Origin of the sequence: Paraburkholderia sp. OAS925, assembly GCF_040543975.1 — a bacterium.
Lineage (GTDB): Bacteria > Pseudomonadota > Gammaproteobacteria > Burkholderiales > Burkholderiaceae > Paraburkholderia > Paraburkholderia graminis.
Genome location: NZ_JBEUNO010000001.1, coordinates 1559611 through 1582951, shown reverse-complemented (window position 1 = coordinate 1582951; position 23341 = coordinate 1559611). Strand labels below are relative to the sequence as shown.

General features: G+C 63.3%; 20 protein-coding genes and 1 pseudogene. 10 read left to right on the top strand and 11 right to left on the bottom strand.

Features of this window, described 5'->3' with window-relative positions; all coding sequences use genetic code 11:
• Positions 1-135 precede the first annotated feature (135 nt).
• A complete protein-coding gene (tal, locus tag ABIE53_RS06905; RefSeq protein WP_006048374.1) occupies positions 136-1089 on the top strand; it encodes a transaldolase in 954 nt (317 codons plus the stop codon).
• A gap of 284 nt (positions 1090-1373) precedes the next feature.
• Positions 1374-1793 (top strand): VOC family protein, encoded by a 420-nt coding sequence (locus ABIE53_RS06900; RefSeq protein WP_006048375.1) that lies wholly within the window; start codon positions 1374-1376, stop codon positions 1791-1793.
• A gap of 53 nt (positions 1794-1846) precedes the next feature.
• Here ABIE53_RS06900 and ABIE53_RS06895 read toward each other — a convergent pair whose 3' ends face one another.
• The 5 genes and pseudogenes from ABIE53_RS06895 to ABIE53_RS06875 form a co-directional block, all read right to left on the bottom strand.
• Positions 1847-3028 (bottom strand): FUSC family protein, encoded by a 1182-nt coding sequence (locus ABIE53_RS06895; protein WP_029969984.1) that lies wholly within the window; start codon positions 3026-3028, stop codon positions 1847-1849.
• A 116-nt stretch (positions 3029-3144) separates the two neighbouring features.
• Positions 3145-4695, bottom strand: coding sequence for a monocarboxylate uptake permease MctP (gene mctP, locus ABIE53_RS06890; RefSeq protein ID WP_006048377.1), 1551 nt, complete (start codon positions 4693-4695; stop codon positions 3145-3147).
• Positions 4695-4934 carry a DUF3311 domain-containing protein gene (locus ABIE53_RS06885; protein WP_006048378.1) on the bottom strand — a complete coding sequence of 80 codons (240 nt, stop codon included), beginning with the start codon at positions 4932-4934 and terminating at the stop codon, positions 4695-4697. The genes mctP and ABIE53_RS06885 overlap by 1 nt, the downstream gene beginning before the upstream one ends.
• A 492-nt stretch (positions 4935-5426) precedes the next feature.
• Entirely contained in the window at positions 5427-6362 is a 936-nt protein-coding gene (locus tag ABIE53_RS06880; RefSeq protein WP_107710275.1) for a class I SAM-dependent methyltransferase, read from the bottom strand.
• A pseudogene (locus ABIE53_RS06875) lies at positions 6359-6511 on the bottom strand (DNA-deoxyinosine glycosylase); the annotation flags it as partial. The gene ABIE53_RS06880 and the pseudogene ABIE53_RS06875, both read right to left, overlap by 4 nt.
• A gap of 107 nt (positions 6512-6618) precedes the next feature.
• Here ABIE53_RS06875 and ABIE53_RS06870 point away from each other — a divergent pair.
• Positions 6619-7782: a hypothetical protein gene (locus tag ABIE53_RS06870; protein ID WP_132384615.1), complete on the top strand. Its 1164-nt coding sequence runs from the start codon at positions 6619-6621 to the stop codon at positions 7780-7782.
• 327 nt (positions 7783-8109) lie between these two features.
• Positions 8110-9198, top strand: a complete 1089-nt coding sequence (locus ABIE53_RS06865; RefSeq protein WP_107710281.1) for a hypothetical protein — start codon at positions 8110-8112, stop codon at positions 9196-9198.
• 36 nt (positions 9199-9234) lie between these two features.
• Here the strand turns inward: ABIE53_RS06865 and ABIE53_RS06860 are convergent, their stop codons facing one another.
• Both ABIE53_RS06860 and ABIE53_RS06855 read right to left on the bottom strand, forming a co-directional pair.
• Positions 9235-9708: a DNA-deoxyinosine glycosylase gene (locus ABIE53_RS06860; RefSeq protein WP_107710283.1), complete on the bottom strand. Its 474-nt coding sequence runs from the start codon at positions 9706-9708 to the stop codon at positions 9235-9237.
• Positions 9709-10428, bottom strand: a complete 720-nt coding sequence (locus ABIE53_RS06855; protein ID WP_107710285.1) for a chorismate--pyruvate lyase family protein — start codon at positions 10426-10428, stop codon at positions 9709-9711. It abuts the gene before it with no gap.
• Between the two features lie 238 nt (positions 10429-10666).
• Here ABIE53_RS06855 and ABIE53_RS06850 point away from each other — a divergent pair, with 238 nt between their 5' ends.
• Entirely contained in the window at positions 10667-11173 is a 507-nt protein-coding gene (locus tag ABIE53_RS06850; RefSeq protein WP_006048382.1) for an OmpA family protein, read from the top strand.
• 86 nt (positions 11174-11259) lie between these two features.
• Here the strand turns inward: ABIE53_RS06850 and ABIE53_RS06845 are convergent, their stop codons facing one another.
• Positions 11260-12984: a glycosyltransferase family protein gene (locus tag ABIE53_RS06845; RefSeq protein WP_192700162.1), complete on the bottom strand. Its 1725-nt coding sequence runs from the start codon at positions 12982-12984 to the stop codon at positions 11260-11262.
• 13 nt (positions 12985-12997) lie between these two features.
• The gene (locus tag ABIE53_RS06840) at positions 12998-14872 is read right to left on the bottom strand and encodes a glycosyltransferase family 9 protein (RefSeq protein WP_107710287.1); all 1875 of its coding nucleotides are present in this window, start codon (positions 14870-14872) and stop codon (positions 12998-13000) included.
• Between the two features lie 294 nt (positions 14873-15166).
• On the opposite strand from ABIE53_RS06840, the gene ABIE53_RS06835 reads away from it, so the two are divergent.
• The gene (locus tag ABIE53_RS06835) at positions 15167-15436 is read left to right on the top strand and encodes a hypothetical protein (protein ID WP_006048385.1); all 270 of its coding nucleotides are present in this window, start codon (positions 15167-15169) and stop codon (positions 15434-15436) included.
• Positions 15437-15544: 108 nt separating this feature from the next.
• On the opposite strand, the gene htpG is transcribed toward ABIE53_RS06835, so the two are convergent.
• Positions 15545-17449 (bottom strand): molecular chaperone HtpG, encoded by a 1905-nt coding sequence (gene htpG, locus ABIE53_RS06830; RefSeq protein WP_107710289.1) that lies wholly within the window; start codon positions 17447-17449, stop codon positions 15545-15547.
• Positions 17450-17546: 97 nt separating this feature from the next.
• Positions 17547-18998, bottom strand: a complete 1452-nt coding sequence (locus ABIE53_RS06825; RefSeq protein ID WP_053857735.1) for an aminotransferase-like domain-containing protein — start codon at positions 18996-18998, stop codon at positions 17547-17549.
• A 457-nt stretch (positions 18999-19455) separates the two neighbouring features.
• On the opposite strand from ABIE53_RS06825, the gene ABIE53_RS06820 reads away from it, so the two are divergent.
• The 4 genes from ABIE53_RS06820 (at position 19456) to ABIE53_RS06805 (ending at position 23063) form a co-directional block, all read left to right on the top strand.
• The gene (locus ABIE53_RS06820) at positions 19456-20154 is read left to right on the top strand and encodes a VOC family protein (protein ID WP_107710291.1); all 699 of its coding nucleotides are present in this window, start codon (positions 19456-19458) and stop codon (positions 20152-20154) included.
• Between the two features lie 75 nt (positions 20155-20229).
• The gene (locus ABIE53_RS06815) at positions 20230-21426 is read left to right on the top strand and encodes an aminotransferase-like domain-containing protein (protein ID WP_053857733.1); all 1197 of its coding nucleotides are present in this window, start codon (positions 20230-20232) and stop codon (positions 21424-21426) included.
• Positions 21427-21506: 80 nt separating this feature from the next.
• Positions 21507-21971 carry a RidA family protein gene (locus tag ABIE53_RS06810; protein WP_006048390.1) on the top strand — a complete coding sequence of 155 codons (465 nt, stop codon included), beginning with the start codon at positions 21507-21509 and terminating at the stop codon, positions 21969-21971.
• Between the two features lie 189 nt (positions 21972-22160).
• On the top strand, positions 22161-23063 hold the full coding sequence (locus ABIE53_RS06805) for a PhzF family phenazine biosynthesis protein (RefSeq protein ID WP_107710293.1): 903 nt from the start codon (positions 22161-22163) through the stop codon (positions 23061-23063).
• Positions 23064-23341 lie beyond the last annotated feature (278 nt).

The following is a 23341-nucleotide window of genomic DNA, read 5'->3' as shown; positions in this document are numbered from 1 at the left end:
CATCCGGCAGCGTTTCCCGGCAACATCGGGTGAGCGTTGCAGCGTGACTCGCGGCCGCCGGCCTGAAGCGGTCTTTCAATCCGGCGGCGACTCATTCCCCCTGAACCACGGCGCATGCGCCCTGAAGGCACGAATATGACAACCGCACTCGATCAACTCAAGCAGTACACGACCGTCGTGGCCGATACCGGCGACTTCCAGCAGCTCGCGCAATACAAGCCGCAGGACGCGACCACCAATCCGTCGCTGATTCTGAAAGCCGTGCAGAAAGACGACTATCGTCCGCTGCTCGAAAAGACGGTGAAAGATCACGCGTCGAAGCCAATGGGCGCGATCATCGACCAGTTGCTGATCGCCTTCGGCACCGAGATCCTGAAGATCATCCCGGGCCGCGTGTCGACCGAAGTGGACGCGCGTCTTTCGTTCGACGTACAGGCCTCGATCGCCAAGGGCCGCGAACTGATCGCGCTGTACAAGGAGCACGGTATCGATCGCGAGCGCGTGCTGATCAAGCTGGCTTCCACGTGGGAAGGCGTGCGCGCCGCCGAAGTGCTGCAAAAGGAAGGCATCAACTGCAACATGACGCTGCTGTTCTCGCTCGCCCAGGCCGCGGCCTGTGCCGAAGCGGGCGCGAAGCTGATCTCGCCGTTCGTCGGACGCATTTACGACTGGTATAAGAAAAATGCCGGCAGCGCGTGGGACGAAGCGAAAGACGGCGGTGCGAACGATCCGGGCGTTCAGTCGGTGCGCCGCATTTACGGCTACTACAAGAAGTTCGGCTACAAGACCGAGGTGATGGGCGCGAGCTTCCGCACCACGGGTCAGATTCTGGAACTGGCCGGCTGCGATCTGCTGACCATCAGTCCGGATCTGCTGCAAAAGCTGCATGAAAGCACGGACAAGGTGGAGCGCAAGCTCTCGCCGGAAAGCTCGCAGGACGCCAATATCGAGCGAGTGCCGGTCGACGAATCGTCGTTCCGCTTCCTCGTCAACGACGAGGCGATGGCAACCGAAAAGCTGGCCGAAGGCATCCGCGCGTTTGCGGCGGACGCGGTCAAGCTGGAAAAGCTGATCGAAGCGCTGCGTTAAGGCGCTGGACGGCAGACTCGCCGCCATCCATCGTGCGATTCAATCATGCGGCCCCGAACCTTGCGGTTCGGGGCCGTTTGCTGTTTACGGCCGGTCGTTTTATCGGCTGATTCACTCGTTTTTTTGTGCAGCGCGGTGATCGCGCGAGTCGTCTTTTCCGCACGACACAAAGTCACAAACGCCCGAACGCCGTTGCCTAAAATGGTCTGCACGCCCGCGGTTTCCGCAGTTTCCTTTGCCGTCTGGCAGCGCGGGCATTCACATCCTTATTTCTGGAGGCAACGATGGAAGTCCAACCGTACGTATTCTTCAACGGGCGTTGCGAAGAAGCGCTCGATTATTACCGCCAGCATCTGGGCGCCGAAGTCACGTTCATGATGCGTTTCAAGGACGCGCCGCCCGATCCGCAAAACACGCCGCGCCCCGGCGTCGAAGAAAAGATCATGCATGCGAACGTGCAGATGGGCTCGACTCAATGGATGGCGTCCGACGGCAACTGCGATCAGGACGCGAAGCCGATGAGCGGCTTCAGTCTGTCGCTGACCGCGGACGATACGGCGTCGGCGCAAAAGTACTTCAACGCGCTCGCCGACGGCGGCCAGATCGTCATGCCCTGGGGCGAAACGTTCTGGAGCAAGGGCTTCGGCATGGCGGTGGACCGCTTCGGTCTGATGTGGATGGTGACGCTGCCGCCGCATGAGTGAGCGGTGGTAGACCGCGGTGGGCGGCGGTGGGCGCTAGCGTCGGCCGCCATCGCCTAGGTCTTCTGCAGAATCCGCGAGTGCCGCTCGATGTTCCAGTTCGGCTCGGTCTCGAGGAGCGCCGCGCGTAAGCGCTCGATCTGTTCCGCGAGCCGCTGCCCGAGCCAATACGGTCCTTGCAGATCGGGCGGCAAGGCGAGCGCCGCGTTGCCCGTCGTCGGCGCGGGCGGTGAGCCGGGCGGCGACGCGGACGCACTATCGGTCAACGCAGCGCCGCTTGCCGACGTACCACTCACCGGAATCCCAAAGTGCGTCGCGCGGCCAAAGCGCAGGCCGCGCGCAATCGCCAGCAAAATCGTACGCACGGCCCGCACTTCCGCGCCGCATCGCTGCGCATACGCGGCGCGCGCGGCGGCGTCGGCCTGCATCAGCGGACCGGTCGCGAGCAGCTCCAGCGAACTGAGCACCGAGCGATGCAAGCGCTGAATCTCCTCGAGCTTCGCCTGCGGCACATCGATTTCCTTCGCCACCGAAGGCATCAGCGAGCGCAGTTGCACGAGCCGCCGGTTGATCTCGAGAAAGCGCTTGACCTGCTCTTCGTCGCCGATCGTTTCGCCTTCCAGCAAACGCGTATAGATGCGCGCGCATTCGCGCAGATTGGCCGCGATCCCGTAGCGCCAGGAATACGTCGCGTGCAGCGGCAACGCGAACGAAAACGCGAGTGCGATCACGATGCCGATCAGCACGTTCAGCGTGCGCCACAGGCCGACGTCGATCACATTGTCGCCATGACCCGCGACGATGCACATCGTGATGGCCGTCAACAGACCGATATATCCCGACGCGCCGATAGCGAACCACGCGCAGATCGCCGCGACGATCGACATCAGCACGTACGTCAGCGGCAACGAGCCGATGAGATTCTGCTGCACGATCAGCAGCAAGCCGATCGACGCGCCCAGCAGCGTACCCGCGGCGCGCTCCGCGGCCTTCTTGCGGATATTGCCGTGATGCTGCAATCCGCCGATCACGACCAGCAACGTCACCGACGACCAGATGCCGTGCGGAATGTCGATACCGGTGGTCGCGAGAATCGAGAACAGCATCGCCAGTCCCACGCGCAGACTGTGCAGCACTTTTGCGTGCCGGTAGCGGTAATACGGCGACGTGACCGCGCGAACCATGCGGCTCACCGCCGAGCGGCGCGGAACGACGGTGCGGGAATCGGCAGAAGCCATGGCGGGAGCGGCAGCGCTTTTGGAGGTAGTTCCGCTATCCTGCCCTGGACTGCGCCGCAAATACAAACGCCCGCGGAGTTTCGTCCGCGGGCGCCTGGGTTAGGTTGCGTCGGGTCTTAGCTTTCCACGACGTCCAGATAGTCTTCCGGACGCGTGCGGTCTTCGGCGCGCTGCATGCCGAACGCGCGCACCAGCAGGCTCACCACCACGGCCACGACCAGATTCACGATCAGCGACCACACCGCCGCATAGCCCGGAATCGCCATGCCGAACAGGTGAATCGTGAAGATCGAGCCGGCGAGCTTCAGCGAAATCGCCATCCACGTACCCGTTGCGATGCCGACTGCCCAGCCGATCAGCAAGCCGCGATAGTCGAGCACGCGCGTGTACAGTCCGAGCACGATGGCCGGCAGCGTCTGGATGATCCAGATACCGCCGAGCAGCTGCAACTGGATCGCATACGTGAGCGGCAACGCCAGAATGAACGCGACCGCGCCGACCTTGACGATCAGCGACACCAGCTTCGCGACGTTGGTCTCCTGCTCGTGCGTCATGTTGCGGTTCACGAACTCCTTGTGGATGTTGCGCGTGTACAGGTTCGCTGCCGCAATCGACATGATCGCCGCCGGCACCAGCGCGCCGATGCCGATCGCCGCGAACGCCACGCCGACGAACCACGACGGGAAGAAGTGCAGGAACAGCGCCGGCACCGCGAAGTTCGGGCCGAACGCCTTGAAGTACGGCGCGAATTCCGGCATGTCCTTCACGCCCGAAGCGAGCGCCATGAAGCCGAGCAGCGCGAGCAGGCCGAGCACCAGCGAGTAAGCCGGCAGCATCGCCATGTTGCGGCGGATCGTGTTGCCCGATTTCGACGACAGCACCGCCGTGATCGAGTGCGGATACAGGAACAGCGCGAGCGCCGAACCGACCGCGAGCGTCGCGTACGCGCTATAGCCGTTCAGACTCGACACGTCCGGCGCTTTCAGCAGCAGCTTGGCCGGCGGCACCGAGCCGAAGATGTGGCTGAAGCCGCCGAGTTGCGGCGGAATCACGATGATCGCGGCGAAGATCGTGATGTAGATCAGGACGTCCTTGACGACCGCGATCATCGCCGGCGCACGCAGGCCCGACGTGTACGTGTAGGCGGCAAGAATCGCGAAGGCGATGATCAGCGGCAGGTCGCCGACAAAGCCCTTCGTATCGAAGCCGAGCGCGCCGATCACCACTTCGATGCCGACCAGTTGCAGCGCGATGTACGGCATCGTCGCGACGATGCCGGTCACGGCGATTGCGAGCGCGAGCATGCGGCTGCCGTAGCGAGCCGACACGAAGTCCGCCGATGTCACGTAGCCCTGACGTTTCGCGATGCTCCACAACTTCGGAAACACGACGAACGCGAACGGATAGATCAGGATCGTGTACGGCAGCGCGAAGAAACCCGTTGCGCCGGCACCGAATACAAGCGCGGGTACGGCGATAAACGTGTACGCGGTGTACAGGTCGCCGCCCAACAGGAACCAGGTGACGATGGTGCCGAAGCGCCGGCCACCCAGGCCCCACTCTTCGAGATGAGCGAGATCGCCGCGCCGCCAGTGCGCCGCGACGAAGCCGAGAATCGTGACCCCGATGAAAAACAGAACGAAGACGAAAGTTGCGATGGCGTTCATTATCGTGCGTCCCCTTGCGGACGGCCCGCCGAGCGCGTCTTGGTCTTGAAGTACACGATCGCCGTGATGACCGCGCTGATCAGCACCCAGAGGAGCTGATACCAGTAGAAGAACGGAAAATCGAACAGCACCGGTTCGACCTTGTTATACGACGGCACCCAGACCATGGCGATCCAGGGCAACAGCAACAACCAGAGCCAGTGCTTGCTGGCCTTGTTCGCGTCGGCGTCGTGAGCCATGACGTCTCCTCTTCCCTATTATTGAAATGTTGGCCCGTGTTCGACGGGTGGTGAACCCCCAAAGCGGAGAGCCGCCTCGCGGTAGCACGCCCGCGGAGGATCGCCCCGCATGGGACACGAGTGCCCCGAAAGCTTCGAAAGAGTATAGGAGCCGCGAACGTGCGGTCAAGCAGGGACGACCCCGAGGCGAAGGCGCGGGTGCTGGAGTGCGTGGGGCGGTGTTTTAGCGGATGCGGATGGCGCTGCGGATTCCAGTGCGGAGGGGGAAACAACTGAAGCAGCCGACGCCGATGCACGGCGCCGTGGTCGAACGCCCTTCGTTTGCGCGGCCGCGCCGGTGGTTCTGGCGACCTTCCCGAATCGTCGAGCGAGTCCCGCGCCGCTTCGATGCGCGACGGATGGCGGGCCCGCAAAGTGTCGCTGGAATGCGACGGTTGGCTGGTTACGATGCCGGACCTTCGCGGTCCGGCACTTCCCTGCGACTGGCCGGGATCAGATGGCGAACGACGCGCCCGTCTGTCCCGTCGACTCCTGCAGCCCCTTGATCCACTTGCGCGCCGGCAAGCCGAGCTCGGCTTCGATCAGCTTCGCGCGCGCTTGCAGCGCCGTGAACGGCACGTCGAGCGCGGGACCGGAGAACGCGATCGCGATGCGGTTGCCGTCGTGCACTTCGGGCAGCGCGACCACGCGGCCGTCGAACGCTTCGTTCAGGCGTTTCATATTGCGCACGAAGCTCGGGTGATCGCCGAACAGATTGACCGTGACCACGCCCGCATCGGTCAGACACGCGCGCGCCGCACGGTAAAAGCCGACGCTGTCGAGCACGGGACCGCGCGCCGTCGCATCGTAAATGTCGATCTGCAACGCGCCGATCGTGCCGTGGTTCGCGCGGTCGTTGACGAAGTCCCACGCGTCCGTCTCATGCACGGTGAGGCGCGCGTCGTCTTGCGGCAGCTCGAACATCGTGCGCGCGGCGATTACGACGGCCGGGTTCACTTCGACCGCCTCGACCTTCGCGCGCTTCAGGAAGCGGTGCGCGAACTTGGTCAGCGCTGCGGCACCGAGCCCGAGTTGCACGATGCGCTTCGGCGTTTCGATGAAGAGCAGCCACGCCATCATTTGCTGCGCGTATTCGAGCTCGATGTGGTCGGGCTTGCGCAGACGCATCGCGCCTTGCACCCATTCCGTGCCGAAGTGCAGATAGCGCACGCCGCCCTCTTCCGAGAACGTGACCGGCGCAAAGCGCGGCTTGCGCGGCGCTTCGATTTGCGGCGCGTCGTGGAGGTCGTCGCGCAGATCGTTGCGCAGATCGTTGTTATGCGACGCGCGTTTCTTGTTGCGCGCCGTTGCGTGTTTGCCCGCGCCATCGGCGTTGCGATTGCGGAATGCACGCGCTTCAGCCGACGCGCGCTTGATGAGTTTCGTCATGTAAGGATGTCGCGCCACAGGCGCAATTTTTGATCGAACGAGAGCATAGCATTCGCGGGACTCGACGAAGGCAGCACGAGCGTCGTGTAACCCGCCGCGCCGATCACGGGCGCGAAGCGGCCGGCGGTCTTGCCGTTGAAGCAGACTTTCTAGGTCTTTTTCGCGGTTACGCTGTGACTGATATTTACATATAGGCTCAGAGACATACGGTACATTGACGTGCAGTTGAAAGCGAATTTTCATTCGGACAAATGCAATGACAAAGTCATCCGGTCACAGACGTTCGCAACGCATTCCACCGCCGGTCCAATTGCGGATGTTTCGCCCGATTAGCTGGTACAACTCATCGCGCACATCCGCCGGTGAATATATTTGCCACATTTCCCGCGAACTTGGTCGCTTGGGTATGGACGTCGATGACATCGAATCGCATGACCGGTCCAGACACGGACAGACCGTCTTGTCAGATCTGATCAGCTGGATGTCGGACCCTGCCAGCAATGCTTTCTCAAAACTTTTTGACTGGAAGACATTAGACCTCGCGCAAATGCAATTGCGCTTGGGGCAAAACTCGTCGGCGAAGCCACGCATCGAGTTGTCAGCGCACATTACCAAGATGAACAATCTTTCAGTGCGCTGGCATCCGGGCGGCTGGAAGCAATCCTATTTTGATTGGAACGCAACGGGTCGCAATTACTTTAACCTGATTTCGCAAAAGAAGTGGCCTCATCCACCGGATTTCCACTGGTTCGAGGGTGACGAGTCGTCGACCTTTAATAGCCGTGCTTCCAATGAGCTCATGTACATTCGTGGCGTAGGCAATCTCGAACCAGAGCCCGAACAAAAATACGGCCCTTACGCTACCTACAACCGTGACGTCGTCGCATCAATCTTGATATGCGCCGTGCGCTCCGCCTATGAGGGCTTGATTGAGCGGCTCAGATGCACTTTTGAAGTCGACGTAGTGGACGCCTTCCATTTCGAGACTCGCGAGGAGCCAGAGGGAGACGATGCGCGTTCGATTCGTCGTGTCATAAGTTGGAGCCTCGAAGATGCCAATGAACTCCGTGTGCGCCGGGAACAAGAATTAGCCGCAGCGCAAGAACAGAAGGATCGGTCAGATCTCGCCAATATCACGTCGATGTACGGTTTTACGCCCGAAATGTTTGTCGACGCGCTTGTTCGGAGCTCTTCGACCCGAACATCCGCCTCGAGGCCATCCGACGAAACTGTGAATCGCAAAGCTGCCAAAGACTTGCGCGGCAAGGGATTCAACGTCGATTCCGCGAAGGTGCGCCGTATTCGCCAACTGATCGAACACTTCACGCCGGAAATGCTGCCAGAGGCGCTAAAACCGGTGACGATCCCGCAAGCGGAATTGCCCCCTGGCAACATCGTGGACATAGCGTCTTTTCGCTAGTGTCAGTCGCGGCGATTGCCGCGCTTCGACAGGCAAACCACGCCGATAACAAACACGAAGCGGCGCGTGGCCTTTCCGTTGCAGTGGGCTTGCACAGCTTCGGCGAGTGCTCGCGCAGCGAAGCAAAGTCGTTCGGCTCCGTGTTGCGGATCGCCGCGGCACTATCCGTACCTTCCGTTAAACATTGAGGAGATCGCCTTGTCTCATCGGTACCCGCGCAGCCATTTTACAAAGGTGCTTCATCGCATCTGTGGTCGACTCGATGAGCGACCTGCAACCGAGGTGCAATGGGTCGAGCGGTTTTTATGGATTAAACGTCATTGCCACATGACCGAAGTTCTACGAGTATGGGCATTTGGCTCGTACGCGCGCGGCGCATCGGATTGTGGAGACCTTGACCTCGTCGTGGAAATCGCGAGCGAGGCACAGCCACCTGCACCGGCCGTGTATCGCATCTTCTTCGGAAGCGCTCGCGACGTGCGCATCTATCTCGGCACGCCCCCGAAAAACGGGTCTGGAATCGAGATCACTGATCCTGTGCTGCTTTGGAATGGAAGGGATTATGACTGGCGTGCCGCAATAGGGGGAATAAAGGAAGATTCCACGGCGACTCGATTCTGGCGGCCCGTCGACAGACTTCCATTTCGCCTTGAGCAGCTAGCAACCGATGTCGAAGGTCTCGAACAAATCGTGGAAGCGGAAAAGGACGGCTTGATCAAATGGGCAATCTCGCCTCTTCCCGATCTCATTGACGACGACGAACTTGGTGATTCGGGTGCACACTTTATGCGACAGGCACAATACGTCGGCACCAAGACACGAAGGATGGCAAGACATATCCTTGCCTATATGCGTCCACGCGAAAGATGGTTTGGCGCTCGCGCCCATTGGGACAGGAGCGACATAACGTGGGGTGGATGCCGCATTCTGATAGGTACGCCGTACGTGCCGTTACATTGGCTGGACCGGCTCGATGTATTTGAACTGGTCATCGCGCCGCATATCGGTCGCCGAGGGCCCAACGGAATATGGAGCATCGCAAGGTCGGACAATCATCCGATCGTGCGCCGACTAATGGACGTCGAATTCTTTTCCCATGGATGGGGCGACGACTTCGAGCCCCTGATAATTGTTCAGGAGCTGGACTCCGACGACGAGATCTATTTGGTTGAGTTATTCCGTAATGAAGCGGCTGCGGTCAAAGCGGCCAAAGACAATTACGACGATGACTTTCCGAATGTCCAGCGTGTATCCGGAGACAACCTGCTTGCTTTGCTTGCGACGGCGGATGTCATTCAAATTGACGATAGAGTGTTTGCCCGATCTCATCAAGGGAAAAAGGTATACGAACTGGATCGTGTAACGCCCTCCGACGAGCTAATGGACATTATCACGGGATTGACAGCAAGCCCTTGACCAACTCAGAAAGTTCGCGACGTCGGCGCCTAAAGATCATGTAAGGATGTCGCGCCACAGGCGCAATTTTTGATCGAACGAGAGCATAGCATTCGCGGGACTCGACGAAGGCAGCACGAGCGTCGTGTAACCCGCCGCGCCGATCACGGGCGCGAAGCGGCCGGCGGTCTTGCCGTTGAAGCAGACTTTGCGCAGCGTCGGCGAGTGCTCGCGCAGCGAAGCAAAGTCGTTCGGCTGCGCGTTGCGGATCGCCGCATCGAGACTGCCCTCGCGATGACACGCGGCGAGCACGTCCCAGACGCCGATGCCGTGCGACAGGAGCCGCCGCAGCCGCTCTTCGTAGGCGAGTTCGGCGAACGGCTCGTCGAGCACCGCGCCAAGGAGGCGCCAGAACTGGTTGCGCGGATGCGCGTAGTACTGCGTCGCCGCAAGCGACGCCTCGCCGGGAAAGCTGCCGAGAATCAGCGTGTGCGTGTCGGCCGCGACGACGGGAGGAAAGCCGCGCAACATTTAGCGGCTCCGTTCGCCGGCAACACGCGTCGCGGGATGCGCGCGCGAAGCCGTGTGCTCGAGCGGGCGGCCGTGTTCGCGCCAGCGCGGATGGCCTGCGTTAATCACGTCGGCCGCATCGGTGGCGTTCAAATCGGGACGGACCTCGCGCTCGCGCTTCGACAGCGCGGCGACATGCGCCCACAGCGCCGGCAAAAAACACTCGGTGACCATCAGCGGCGCGCCATGCCGCTCGAACACGGAGCGGCGCGCGACCAACGCATGCGGCGGCATCCCGTCGACTTCTCGCGCGGCGAGCCGGTACAGCGGATGTCGCGCGGTCACGCGCCGGCTGACCAGCGCCGAACGCGCGACGCCGCTGTCGCTATACAACAGTTCGGCGAGCGGCCGCGTGCGCAAACGCCGCGTGGCCTGCCACACGCCGACGCTCGCGGCGAGAGGCGCGACGCTGTGCGCGGCGACGAACGGCACGGCATCGACCGACAACACGACCTCGCGCCACCACACCGGCGAGCGCATGCGAAGACCCAGCGCGGCGTGCTCGTCGGCCCACGGCAAGGCCACGCCTTCACGCGTGACGCGCACCGCGACCGCGCCGAGCGCGCGCAGATGCGCGGTCAACGAACCACCGCGGGTCAACCAGTCTTTCTGCGCAGCGCTAAAGCCAGGCAAGGGAGCGACGCGCCAGTGCGCGTCGGCGGCATCGAAACGGATAGACATGGGTTCGGATTATAACGGCGCGCCTGTCGGACCATTCCCCAGCGCGCACGCGCATTTTCCGCCAATCAGCGGTAACGGCCGCATAAGCATCAAACCGCTGAATCATGCCCTCGATTTCGGAAAGGTCCGATTCTCTGCCGACCGCGACGCACGATACAACCTCCGTGCTTTACGAACCGGCGATTCGCCCACTGTCGACGGGCTCGCCCCTGATCCGCAAACGAACGAGAGGACAAACATGAAAAAACTTCTGGCTGCCAGCGCCTGCGCAATGTCGGTACTGTTGATGGCAGGTTGCAGCGCGCCGCTGAACCGCGACACCGAGACGTCGTTGAACCGGGCCGCGGGCATCGAGGTCGCGCCCGTCGCGGACGGCGTCGCCGTCAAGCTGCCCGAGAAAGCGCTGTTCGACTTCGACAAGTCGGCAGTGCGCGCCGATGCGAGCGCGGTCGTCGACCGTTCCGCCGTGCTGCTCAAGCGCAGCAAGAAACCGATCATCGTCGAAGGTTATACGGACAATGTCGGCACGCTCGAATACAACCAGCAACTCTCGGAAGCGCGAGCGGTCGCCGTGGGTTACGCGCTCGTCGGACGCGGTGTGCCGATGGAGCGTGTCCGCACGAAGGGCAATGCGTACAACAATCCGATCGCGAGCAACGACACGCCGGAAGGACGCGCGCTCAACCGTCGCACGGAAATTGTCGTGCGCGGCGAGACGATGGAAACGTTGATGGGCAAGAAGTAAAGGCCTCGTCTTCGGCCTGGCCGCCCGAAACCGGGGCATCGCGCCGGGTCGAAAATCTGAAGCCGGATGCGCCCCACGCATCCGGCTCATTCCCCGACATACTCCCGCAGCGCTTGCGCGACATCGGCCAGCACTGCGTCCCACTGGTTCAACTCGCGCTGTCTGAAAAGGCGCATTGACGGATACCACGGACTATCGTCGCGCGCGACCATCCAGCGCCAATCCGTGAATGTGGGTACCAGCACCCAGACCGGCGTGCCGCACGCGCCCGCCAGATGCGCAACCGCCGTGTCCACCGTGATTACAAGATCCAGCGATTGAACGATCGCGAGCGTGTCCGCGAAGCCATGAATCTCAGGGCCGAACATATGTATCTCTATACCCTCTGGCCCAACCGCCGGGTCGTGTTGCACGTCGCCCTTCTGTAACGAAAACCAACGCACGCCAGGCTGCTCGAGAAGCGCCCGCCATTGTCGAAGCGGAATCGACCGATAGCGATCGAGTTCATATCCAGGATTGCCTGCCCATACGATGCCGACACGCTTTCTCAACGGCCGATGCGCCTGCCCGGTACTTAGCGCCTGCACTCGGTTACGCCAGAACTGCAGCTTCGCGGGCTCCGCTTGCAGGTACGCCGTGGCGAGCGGCAACATGCACAGTTCCAGGTCCATACGCGCGGGCATCTGCAGCATGCGGCACCAGTAGTCGTACGGACCAGGCGGCGCAGTGGTCCACGCGGCATGCACGCCGGCCGCGTGGCGCGCTACTTCGCCGAGCGGCTCGTCGACCCAGACGTCCACTTGCGCGCCTCGCCGATGCAGCCAGTCGGCCATGCGCAGAAACTGGATCTGATCGCCCAGTCCCTGCTCGCCGACCAGCAGAAACCGGCAGCCGAGCAACCGCTCGCCTTGCCACTGCGGATAAGCCGGCCGAACCAGGCTGTGGTTTTCGGGCAGTTCGTCATGCCAACGATACTGCTTCCAACCTTGCTCGAAATCGCCCGCGCGAAGCTGTGCCGCGGCGAGGTTGAACTGCATCAGCGCATTGCCGGGCATCAGGCGCGCGGCCTCCGCGCTGTGCCTGTGCATCTGCTCGAACTCGCCCAGCATGTTGAGTGCAAATGATGCGTTGTGATGCAGCCAGCCGTCGTTCGGATCGACGCCGACGCCCTGCCTCGCGACGCTGAGCGCATCGGCAAAACGCTGCGCGCTGTTCAAAGCGAACGCGAGTTGACGAAGCGCGGCGGAATCGGCAGAACAACGTGCGCGCAGCGCGGGCAATAGCGCGTGGAGTTCCGGATCGCGCTGAGCTTTGGACAATGCTTCGACCAGCGCCGACGCGTCTGCAACGTTCGACGCGTCGAGCGCCCAGGCACGCAGCCAAAAGTCCGCTGCCTCGGCATGCTGCTCTCGCTGCGTGCAGATTTCCGCGAGTGCGCGAACCGCATGATGCAGCGTCGGCTCGAAACTGAGCGCGCTCAGATAGTGCCGGCGCGCCTCGCCGAGGCGTGCAGAAACCTTCAGGCAGTCCGCGAGATTCCGATGCAGACTGGCACTGCCGCCGCTCATGCCGAGCGCCCGATAATAGAACGCCTCGGCCGCAATCCGGTCGCCGCGCAGCGCCGCAAGCAGCCCGCGGTGCTCCCAGATGTCGGCTCGCTCCGGTGCAGCATTCAATGCGCGATCGAGTTGCTCGCAGGCTAGCTCGAGCGCGCCGTCGCGGAAAGACGCAAGACCGAGTTGATGCAATGCGTCGGCATCGCCTGACAGCTTCTGGCTCGGGGACGAACCCGCTGATGCTGAACTGCTCATGGCTGGCCCGCCGTCAACCGTTCGCAACGGGATGCGCGACGGCGCCAGAAACGACGTTGCTTGCGTCGTCAGCCATCAGCGCTTGCAGACGCGCCGTCACGCGTTCGACCACCGGCGCCCATTGCCCAGGCTGCGGCTGCCTGAAAAGTTCGAGCGAGTCGTACCAGGCTTGCGTCTCCGCGTTGCCCCACGCCCAATGCGACACGTGATCGAGCATGCCCAACACCGGCCGCCCGAGCGCCCCGCCGAGATGCAGCGGCGCGCTGTCGATCGTGACGAGCGCATCGAGCGCAGCAAGGTGAGCCGCGACATCATCCAGGCCCGTCTGATAGTCCGCCGTCATGTCGAACACGCGATGCCCCTGCGCGGTCATCACAGCGACGTCGGCTGCGCGTCCTGGCGTAAGCGAATAGAACGCGACATCGGCGAGCGACAGCAGCGGCTCGAGCGCAGCGCGCGCAATCGAGCGCTTGTCATCGCGGCGATGCATCGGGCTGCCCGCCCACACGAGGCCCACATGCAGCCGCGCGTGCGGCGCGTGCGCGCGAAGCCGCTCGCGCCAGAGCGCCGCCTTGCCCGGATCGGCGCGAAGATAGGCACCGCCGCGCACCTGCTCTGGCTGCAAATTCAAAACGAGCGGCAAGCTCATCATCGGCAGGCTGTAGTCGGGCGCGCCGAGCGGGCCGTCCTCGATCGATACGCAGTCCTCGTAGAAACGACCAAGCAGCGGTTGCAACGACTTGCGCACGCACAGCACGAGCCGCCCGCCCTCCGCGCGCACGCGTGCAGCGAGTTGCGGCACATAGCGGACCATGTGGATGTCATCGCCATTGCCCAGTTCGCTGTGCACCACGAGCGTCTTGCCCGCGAGCGTCTCGCCGCGCCGACGCGGACAGAGGCGCGCCATGACCGAAACGATGTTATTCGGCTCGCGGTCGTCGCGCGCGAGGCGTGCCTCGAAACGCTTCCAGCCGCTTGTCCAGAAGCCGCGCCGCAGTTCGAGATCGGCGAGATCGACTGCGGGCGTCACCGCGTGGGGGTTCGCCGCGAGGGCTTGATGCAGCATGGCCTCGCTTTCCTCGTAGCGCGCCTGCTCGCACAGATAGAAGCCGATCGCGGCGAGTACGTCTGCGTTACCGGGCGAAGCGGCATTAGCGGCGCGCATGGTCGCCTCGGCAGCCGCCGCGTCGTTGCATTGCCATTGCGCGTGACTGAGCTGCCAGGCCATTTCCGCATCAGCGGGATTGCGCGTCAGCATGTCGCGGGAAAGATGTTCGAGCGCGGCCCAGTCGCGCGCCTCGCGCAAAGCCAATGCAAGTTGCAAGGGCAACGCGGGATCGACAGCGGGGTCGAGCGTATAAGCTCGCGCGAGCGCCACGCGCCGCTCGTCGCGCACACCAGGGCCGCTTAGCGCGCCAAGCGAAATAGCAAGCCACCACGGCCCGTGCGCATCCTCCGGTTCGCGCTGCCGATACGCGCGCAACATGTGCGCCGCCGCGGAATGCGCGCCGCAATCGTTGATGAGCCAGGCGGCCCATTCAAGCGTCACGGCGGGTGCCTGCGCGGCGACCGCCATTTCGCTGTGATGCCGCGCGACTTCGCCGCGCCCGAGTGCGTCGGCGAACAACGCAACGCGGGCATGGCGCGCGCCGTTCTCGCCCGCTTGCGCCTGCGATGCGCTGTGATACGCCAGCTCGAAGTTCCCCGCGCTCGCGTGCAGGTCGGCGTGCAATTGAGGCGTCACGCCCGCGGCGGCCAGCTCGGCGGCACGCGATATGGCGGGCTCGAAACCCTCTTCGCGCAGTATCGACCACAGAAGATGCACGGTCTCCAGACGCGTCGTCACATTGACCATAACGGCCGGGGCGGCCACAGCGGAATCGGACATAAAAATTCACAAGATGCCGCGCTGCGCAGGTGTATGCGCTTGAGTCACAAAACACATTCCACATTCGACGCGCGCGGCCAGGTACACAAAGCGGCCCGAAGGAACCAAGGTGGTTCTTCAAGCCTCCGGTTCGAAGCGCGATTCCCAAGATAATGCCGCGCGCGGCATCTCATAAACCAATCTCAATTTATGGTCGTTGATAAATTTTAGTTAGTTAACCATAATGAATTCCGCCCTGTGTCGAAGACGGCGAGGGGCGTCCAGCAAATCAACAACTAGCAGCAGGGAGGCAGATTGAATACTACAAACGCGAAGGAAACATCTGACCGGATCGCGCATCTTGCGTCGGTCGTATTGCATCGTCCGGGCGCCACGCATATCGAGAAAGAGCTAGCCGGCTCGGCGCTCGCGCAGCACCACACGTCGAAGCAAAGCAGCGCAGCCATTGGCAGCCTCGCGGCAAAAGTGCTCGCCGATCACCACTCGAGTTTCGAGGCTAAGGAATTGGCCGGCAGTGTGCTTGCGCAAGTGCGGCATTTGCACGCGCTGACACTGGAGCGTTAAAACACGCGCACGAATGAGAAAGGCGAAAAAAATGCGCTGCCGAAGCAGCGCATTCCGAGTCGCGAGGACATTAAAGCGTCTGCGCGACGCTACGCAATCATCGCCCAGTCAGGCGGCATTCGCGCGCGCGAGCAACAACGTGTTCGTGCGCTTCACAAAGCTGGCCGGATCTTCGAGCGCGCCGCCTTCGGCGAGCAACGCCTGGTCGAACAGCAGGTGACACCAGTCGTCGAAGTTGGCGCTGTCCGCGTGCAAGCCCTTCACGAGCGCGTGTTCCGGATTCACTTCGAGAATCGGGTGGAACGACGGCGCCTGCTGACCCGCAGCCTTGAGCATGCGCTGCAGGTAGCCGCTCATTTCGCCGTCGTCAGCAACGAGGCACGACGGCGAATCGGTCAGGCGGAACGTGAGGCGCACGTCCTTGGCCTTGTCCTTCAACGCGTCCTTCATCTTCTCGACGAGCGGCTTGAGTTCTTCGCTGACCTTTTCCTGCGCCTGTTTTTCCTCGTCGTTCAGCGCGCCGAGATCGAGGTCGCCGCGCGCCACGCTTTGCAACGGCTTGCCGTCGAATTCGTTCAGGAACGACAGCATCCATTCGTCCACGCGGTCGGTCAGCAGCAGCACTTCCACGCCCTTCTTGCGGAACACTTCGAGGTGCGGGCTGTGCGTTGCCGCCTGCCAGGTGTCGGCAGTCACGTAGTAGATCTTCGACTGCTCGGGCTTCATGCGCGCCACGTAGTCGGCGAGCGACACGGTCTGCTCGGGCGTCTCCGTATGCGTGGAGGCAAAGCGCACGAGCTTGGCAATGCGCTCGCGATTCGCGAAGTCTTCGCCGATGCCTTCCTTCAGCACCTGGCCGAATTCCTTCCAGAAACCGGCGTACTTCTCGCGATCGGCTTCGTTCTCCGAGTTGGCCAACTCTTCGAGCATCGACAGCGCGCGCTTGGTCACGCCCTCGCGGATCGCCTTGACGTCGCGGCTTTCCTGCAGAATTTCACGCGATACGTTCAGCGGCAGATCGCTCGAATCGACCACGCCCTTCACGAAGCGCAGATACGACGGCAGCAGTTGCTCGGCGTCGTCCATGATAAACACGCGCTTCACATACAGCTTGAGGCCGCCGCGATGATCGCGGTTCCACAGGTCGAACGGCGCGTGCGTCGGCACGTACAGCAATTGCGTGTACTCGCTGCGGCCTTCGACGCGGTTGTGCGTCCACGTCAGCGGGTCCTGATGATCGTGCGACAGATGCTGATAGAACTGCTTGTACTGCTCGTCCGTGATGTCGTTCTTCGCGCGAGTCCACAGCGCGCTTGCCTGATTGACGGTCTCGTCTTCGTCCTTCGTGACCATCGCGCTCTTTTCGGCGTCCCACTCTTCCTTCTTCATCAGAATGGGCAGCGCGACGTGATCCGAATAGCGCTGAATGATCGACTTCAGCCGATGCGACGACAGCAGCTCATCCTCTTCCGCACGCAGATGCAGCGTGATGGTCGTGCCGCGCGCGGCGCGCTCGATTTGCTCGACGGCGAAGTCGCCCTCGCCCGCGCTTTCCCAGCGCACGCCTTCGGACGCCGGCAAGCCGGCGCGGCGCGTCTCGACGGTGATCTTGTCGGCAACGATAAAGCCCGAATAAAAGCCCACGCCGAACTGGCCGATCAGCGCCGCGTCTTTCTGCTGGTCGCCCGACAGCTTGCCGAAGAATTCCTTGGTGCCCGAGCGCGCGATCGTGCCGAGATTCGCGATCGCCTCGTCGCGGCTCATGCCGATGCCGTTGTCGTCGATCGTGATCGTGCGCGCCTCTTTGTCGTACGACACGCGAATGCGCAGATTCGGATCGCTCTCGTACAACCCGCTGTTTTCAATGGCTTCGAAGCGCAGCTTGTCGGCCGCGTCGGACGCATTGGAAATCAGCTCGCGCAAAAAGATTTCCTTGTTGCTGTACAGCGAATGGATCATCAGGTGCAGAAGCTGTTTCACTTCCGCCTGAAAGCTCATGGTTTCTTGTGCCATGGTCGGACTTCCTCTCTGTTGCGAATCGGGTTTTTGCCAATCGGTTCTTGCGAATGCCGCCGGATTGTCCGCCTAAATAAGGACAATCCGCGCGGTTTCAAGAGGCGCGGCGCGCGACACCGTCGAGATAACGGCACAAAAATGTCGCCAGTTCGGGATCGCCGCAATTGGCAATGTTGAAGCGCATCCACGTCGTTGGCGATTGTTGCGGCGAAAAAAGGCTGCCGGGCGTGAGCAGAAAGCCGGCTTCGTGGCCGGCCGCGGCGAGTCCGTCGGCGTCGACTCCGGTGTCGGCCCACACGAACATGCCCGCCGTCGGCGTCAAAAAGAGCTTGAGGCCCGTCTTTTCCAGCATCCGCGCGGATTTTTCGCGCACGCCGTCAAGCCGCGCCCGCAGCCGCTCGACATGGCGCCGGTAGTGTCCTTCGGTCAGAATCTTGTACAGCACGCGCTCGTTCAACTCGGGACTCGTCATGCCGACCAGCATCTTCTGGTCGCTGACGGCTTTGGCCACCTCGGGCGCGCACGCAATAAAGCCGACGCGCAGATTCGGCGCGAGCGTCTTCGAAAAACTGCCCAGGTAGATCACGCGCTTTAGCTGATCGAGGCTCGCGAGCCGCGTGCCCGCATAGCCCGGCGGGCATAGATCGCCGTAAATATCGTCTTCGACGACGATGAAGTCGTACGCCTCCGCCAGTCGCAAAATGCGAAACGCCTGCGCGGCCGTCAGCGACGTGCCGGTCGGATTCTGCAGCACCGAGTTGATCACCAGCATCTTGGGCCGCCACGTTTGCACGAGCGATTCGAGCGCGTCGAGATCGGGGCCGTCCGGCGTGTACGGCATGCCGACGAGCCGCGCGCCCTGCGACGCGAAGCGCCCGAACATCTGGAACCACGCTGGATCGCCGACGATCACCGCGTCGCCCGCCTTCACATAAATGCGCGAAATGAGGTCGATTGCCTGCGTGACACCGGACACCATCACGATCTGATCGGGCGACGCGCCGATCTCCAGTTCCTCGAGACGCGTCTGCAATTGCTGACGCAGCGGCAGAAAACCGAGCGGCGTGCCGATGCCGAGCATCTGCGCGCCGCTTTGCCGGCCGAGCGTGCGCAGCGCGTTGGTGATCAGCTCGCCGTCGAGCCAGCGCGCCGGCAGATAGCCGAGGCCGGGACTGCGCTCCGGGCGCGCGCCGGTGTGCAGCATGTTGCGCAGCAGCCAGACGACGTCGATGGTGGCCGGCGCGCTTGCGTGCGCGGCCGGGCGAATGTCCGCGACCGCCGTGCCCGCCAATCGCTCGCGCACGAAGAAACCGGAGCCGCGCCGCGACTCCAGGTAACCCTGCGCGACGAGCCGTTCATACGCCTCGACCACGGTGAAGCGCGACACGCCTTTGTCGAGCGCCAGCTTGCGGATCGACGGCATGCGCATGCCGGGACGGAACACGCGCTCCTCGATGCGGCGGCGAGCCCACTGCACGAGCTGCTCGACAAGCGTCAACGACGCCGTGTCGTGCGGGGCGGGAATCTGCGTAAGCGGGACGGACATGACGGGCTCCAACTGTACCGAACGGTATCGAATCGATTGTACCGTTACTGTGCAGGTCGTCGCCGGTACATTTGAGACAGAAGGCGGTCGGGCTGGCGGTAAGCGGCTGGCGGGCGGTGCGTGAGGCTGGGTGGCGATCAGCATACCGAAAGCGCCTGGCGGACCGTGCATCAGGTCGGCGATCTGCTCACCGGAACGTCATGGGCGCGAGTCAGCAACCAGCAGACAGTGCCGACGAGCGCGCAAGCAAACAACCAACTCAGCACGCACGGCAAACCACCAAGCCAGCGCGAAATTCACCCGCGCAGCCCACGCAGCCCGCCCATCGCCCAACCCGCCGATGCGCCGCGCCCGCGAACGGTTATGCTTACGACCCCGGCGCCCGCGCAACCGGCACGCCGCAACCGGCACGCGGCGCAGGCCAGACCTACCGTAGAAACCCGTTTCCCGATCCGCAATGACCGCACATCCGCTACGTCTCGATCATCTCGTCGTTTCCGCCCGCACGCTCGACGAAGGCGTGCAGTACGTCGCCGACATCCTCGGGGTCGAACCGGCCGGCGGCGGCGCGCATCCGTTAATGCGCACGCACAACCGGCTGCTGAACCTGTGGGGCGGCGCGTACCTGGAAGTGATCGCCGTCGACCCGCACGCCGACGTCGCCCGCGAAGCCACGGAAACCGCCGCGCCCCGCCCGCGCCTCTTCGCGCTCGACGACCCGGCGACCCACGCTCGCCTGGAAAACGGCCCGTATCTGTCGCATTGGGTGGCCCGCGTCGACCGGCCGAAGCATCTGCCGACGTGGCAGGCGCAATATCCGCAGCGCATTCCGCCGATCGTGCCGCTCACGCGCGGCGACTTCGCGTGGGGCCTGTCGGTGCCGGAAGACGGCGCCTTCCCCGCCTGGCAAGGCGCCGGCGACGGCGTGCTGCCGTCGCTGATCCAGTGGGACACGGCGCGGCATCCGTCGACGGTATTGCCCGAGACCGGCATCGCGCTCAAAGCGCTCAAAGGCGTGCATCCGCAAGCCGATACGGTGGCGGCGCAATTGCAGTGGCTGGGCGCCGCGCATCTGATCGACGTGCAGGCCACCGACGGCCCCGCCGCGCTCGTCGCCGAATTCGAAACACCGAGCGGTCTACGGACCCTTAAATAAGCAGCGCGCGCGGGTCGCCGACTCGCGCGATAATCGAAGTTTTGACCGGTTCCAGAGACACCAGCAGAGGAGACCATGGACCAAAGCGACCTGAAAGCCCCCACGTGGCAATTGTCCGAACGCGCACGCAAGCTCACGAGCTCGGCGATCCGCGAGATTCTGAAGGTCACGGAACGGCCTGAAGTCATTTCGTTCGCGGGCGGCCTGCCCTCGCCGGCCACGTTCCCGGCTGAACGCATGCGCGAAGCGTCCGACCGCATTCTGCGCGACGCGCCCGCCGCGGCGCTCCAGTACAGCGCGACCGAAGGCTATGCGCCGCTGCGCGAATGGGTCGCGGCGCGCTATTCGGTGAACGGCGCACAGATCCGCGCCAGTCAGGTGCTGATCACGACCGGCTCACAACAGGCGCTCGATCTGCTCGGCAAGGTGCTCGTGTGTCCGGAAAGCCCCGTGCTGGTCGAGACGCCTACGTATCTCGGCGCGCTGCAATCGTTCTCGATGTACGAGCCGCGCTACGTCCAGGTGCCGACCGACGAACACGGGCTGATCCCCGAAGCACTTACGCCGAAGCTCACCGCCGGCGCGCGCCTGTTGTACGCACAACCGAATTTTCAGAATCCGACGGGCCGCCGCCTGCCGGTCGAGCGCCGCCGCGCGCTCGCCGCGTTCGCCAAAACCGCGCCGTTCCCGGTGATCGAAGACGACCCCTACGGCGCGCTCGATTACGCGGGCGAACCGCTGCCGACCATGCTGTCGATGGCGCCCGATCACATCGTCCACCTCGGTTCGTTCTCGAAGGTGCTGGCGCCGGGTCTGCGGGTCGGCTACATCATCGCGCCCGAAGAGCTGATCTTCAAACTCGTGCAGGCGAAACAGGCCACCGATCTGCATACGCCGAGCTTCACGCAGCGCATCGTCCATGAAGTGATCAAGGACGGCTTTCTGGACACGCACGTGCCGACCATTCGCGAGCTGTATCGCGACCAGTGCGCGGCCATGCTGAACTCGCTCGAACGCTACATGCCCGAAGGCGTGACGTGGAATCGCCCGGAAGGCGGCATGTTCGTGTGGGTGAATCTGCCCGCGCAGATCGACAGCATGAAGCTGCTCGCGGAAGCCGTCGCGCAGAATGTCGCGTTCGTGCCGGGCGGTCCGTTCTTCGCGAACGAGGCGCAGCACAACACGCTGCGTCTGTCGTTCGTCACGGTGCCGCCGGCCAAGATCGACGAAGGCGTGGCGCGTCTCGCGGCGCTGATCCGCGCGAAGCTATAAAGGCAAGCGGGCCCCCGCCCGCTTTTGCGTTTTTCGCCCGCTTCCGCTTCTTCCGTTTTTCACTACCGACCGAGGACAACATGGCTCAAACGAATGTGTACGACAAGCTCAAGGAACTGGGCATCGAACTGCCCAACGCCGGCGCGCCGGCCGCCGCTTATGTGATGAGCGCGCAAAGCGGCAATACGGTGTACCTGTCCGGCCACATCGCGAAGAAAGACGGCAAGGTGTGGGCGGGCAAGCTCGGCGCCGACATCGGCACTGAAGAAGGCAAAGTGGCCGCGCGCTCCATCGCCATCGATCTGCTCGCGACCCTGCACGCGCACGTGGGCGACCTGAACCGCGTCAAGCGCATCGTCAAGCTGATGAGTCTCGTCAACTCCACGCTCGACTTCACCGAGCAGCATCTGGTCACGAACGGCGCGTCCGAACTGATCGCCGACGTGTTCGGCGAGCGCGGCAAGCATGCGCGCTCGGCGTTTGGCGTCGCGCAGATTCCGCTCGGCGCATGCGTCGAGATCGAGATGATCGCGGAAGTCGAGTAACGCGGCGTCGCATAAGTTCACGCAGCGTTACGAGCGCGAGGCGCGGTTCGGCCGGGCGCTCGACAGAACGCGTCGCGAGGTGCCAGGCACCCGCGGCGCGTTTTGCATTTGTGGCGAGGTGGATCGTTCCGGCGGCAGCAGATAGAATCCGCGAACCATACCAACCGCAGGATCGACGGACCACGCCCGATGCCCGCCAACACAGTTCGTTTCAAGCAGGTCGACGTATTCACGTCAGTGCCGTTCAAAGGCAATCCGCTCGCCGTCGTGTTCGACGCCGACGCGCTCAGCGCCGCTCAGATGCAGGCGATCGCGCACTGGACCAATCTGTCCGAAACAACTTTCCTGTCGACGCCGACTGACCCGGCCGCCGACTATCGCGTGCGCATCTTCACGACGCACGGCGAATTGCCCTTTGCCGGTCATCCGACGCTCGGCACCGCTCACGCGCTGCTCGAAAGCGGCTATCAGCCGAAGCAGCCAGGCAAGCTCATCCAGCAATGCGGCGTTGGGCTCGTCGAGTTGCAATCCGACAGCGAAGGTCCGGGCGAGGCGCACGGCGCGTGGGCGTTCGCCGCGCCGCCCGCGCGCGTCGTGCCGTTGCCCGAACAGCAGTACGCCGCGCTTTCCGCGGCGATGCGCAGCAACGCGATTGATTTCAGCGCCGTGCCGTCTGCCGTCGATAACGGCGCGCCCTGGCTCATCGTGCGAATGAATTCGGCGCGCGATTGTCTGGCGCTCGAGCCCGACGCGGCCGCGCTCGCGCACATCGTCCGCGCGGTCCGCGCACACGGCGTCGCTGCGTACGGTCCGCACGATGCCGATGGCCCCGCCACCTTCGAAGTGCGTTGCCTGATGGTGGGCGGCGCGTTCGGCGTCAGCGAAGACCCTGTTACCGGCAGTGCCAATGCGGCGCTCGCGGGTCTGTTGAGCGCGCAGAATTTGCGGCCGGGCGCGAGTTATACCGCGCGCCAGGGCACCGCGCTCGGACGCGCCGGCCAGGTGTTCGTGCGCTACGACGACGCAAACGGCAAGACGTGGATCGGCGGATCGTCGGTGACAGTCGTCGACGGCACGTTCCGTATGCCGTGAGCGGCCCGTCGTTTGCTGGCTTCCCGCGAGCCCAGCTAAAGCAACGGCGATGCCGCTGCAAGTCGATGAAGATAAGCCGTACGCGACTCACCTCTTTTAGCCACGCTTAAGCACGTTTAGCCACAAAAAGCCGTTTGCCGCGCTCGCGCGATGCGGCACGGATAACCAAACCGCCCAAAAGATCACGCAGGTACAAGCCGCCATGCCGGAGCGCCGAATCCCGATGGATCATCCGAATACAACGACCGCCAGCATCCGATCCCGCGCGTGCCCGGATT

Bases quoted from the DNA above. Each gene is read 5' to 3' on its own strand.
- tal (WP_006048374.1), top strand. From the start codon at position 136: ATGACAACCGCACTCGATCAACTCAAGCAGTACACGACCGTCGTGGCC.
- ABIE53_RS06900 (WP_006048375.1), top strand. From the start codon at position 1,374: ATGGAAGTCCAACCGTACGTATTCTTCAACGGGCGTTGCGAAGAAGCG.
- ABIE53_RS06895 (WP_029969984.1), bottom strand. From the start codon at position 3,028: ATGGCTTCTGCCGATTCCCGCACCGTCGTTCCGCGCCGCTCGGCGGTG.
- mctP (WP_006048377.1), bottom strand. From the start codon at position 4,695: ATGAACGCCATCGCAACTTTCGTCTTCGTTCTGTTTTTCATCGGGGTC.
- ABIE53_RS06885 (WP_006048378.1), bottom strand. From the start codon at position 4,934: ATGGCTCACGACGCCGACGCGAACAAGGCCAGCAAGCACTGGCTCTGG.
- ABIE53_RS06880 (WP_107710275.1), bottom strand. From the start codon at position 6,362: ATGACGAAACTCATCAAGCGCGCGTCGGCTGAAGCGCGTGCATTCCGC.
- ABIE53_RS06870 (WP_132384615.1), top strand. From the start codon at position 6,619: ATGACAAAGTCATCCGGTCACAGACGTTCGCAACGCATTCCACCGCCG.
- ABIE53_RS06865 (WP_107710281.1), top strand. From the start codon at position 8,110: ATGACCGAAGTTCTACGAGTATGGGCATTTGGCTCGTACGCGCGCGGC.
- ABIE53_RS06860 (WP_107710283.1), bottom strand. From the start codon at position 9,708: ATGTTGCGCGGCTTTCCTCCCGTCGTCGCGGCCGACACGCACACGCTG.
- ABIE53_RS06855 (WP_107710285.1), bottom strand. From the start codon at position 10,428: ATGTCTATCCGTTTCGATGCCGCCGACGCGCACTGGCGCGTCGCTCCC.
- ABIE53_RS06850 (WP_006048382.1), top strand. From the start codon at position 10,667: ATGAAAAAACTTCTGGCTGCCAGCGCCTGCGCAATGTCGGTACTGTTG.
- ABIE53_RS06845 (WP_192700162.1), bottom strand. From the start codon at position 12,984: ATGAGCAGTTCAGCATCAGCGGGTTCGTCCCCGAGCCAGAAGCTGTCA.
- ABIE53_RS06840 (WP_107710287.1), bottom strand. From the start codon at position 14,872: ATGTCCGATTCCGCTGTGGCCGCCCCGGCCGTTATGGTCAATGTGACG.
- htpG (WP_107710289.1), bottom strand. From the start codon at position 17,449: ATGGCACAAGAAACCATGAGCTTTCAGGCGGAAGTGAAACAGCTTCTG.
- ABIE53_RS06825 (WP_053857735.1), bottom strand. From the start codon at position 18,998: ATGTCCGTCCCGCTTACGCAGATTCCCGCCCCGCACGACACGGCGTCG.
- ABIE53_RS06820 (WP_107710291.1), top strand. From the start codon at position 19,456: ATGACCGCACATCCGCTACGTCTCGATCATCTCGTCGTTTCCGCCCGC.
- ABIE53_RS06815 (WP_053857733.1), top strand. From the start codon at position 20,230: ATGGACCAAAGCGACCTGAAAGCCCCCACGTGGCAATTGTCCGAACGC.
- ABIE53_RS06810 (WP_006048390.1), top strand. From the start codon at position 21,507: ATGGCTCAAACGAATGTGTACGACAAGCTCAAGGAACTGGGCATCGAA.
- ABIE53_RS06805 (WP_107710293.1), top strand. From the start codon at position 22,161: ATGCCCGCCAACACAGTTCGTTTCAAGCAGGTCGACGTATTCACGTCA.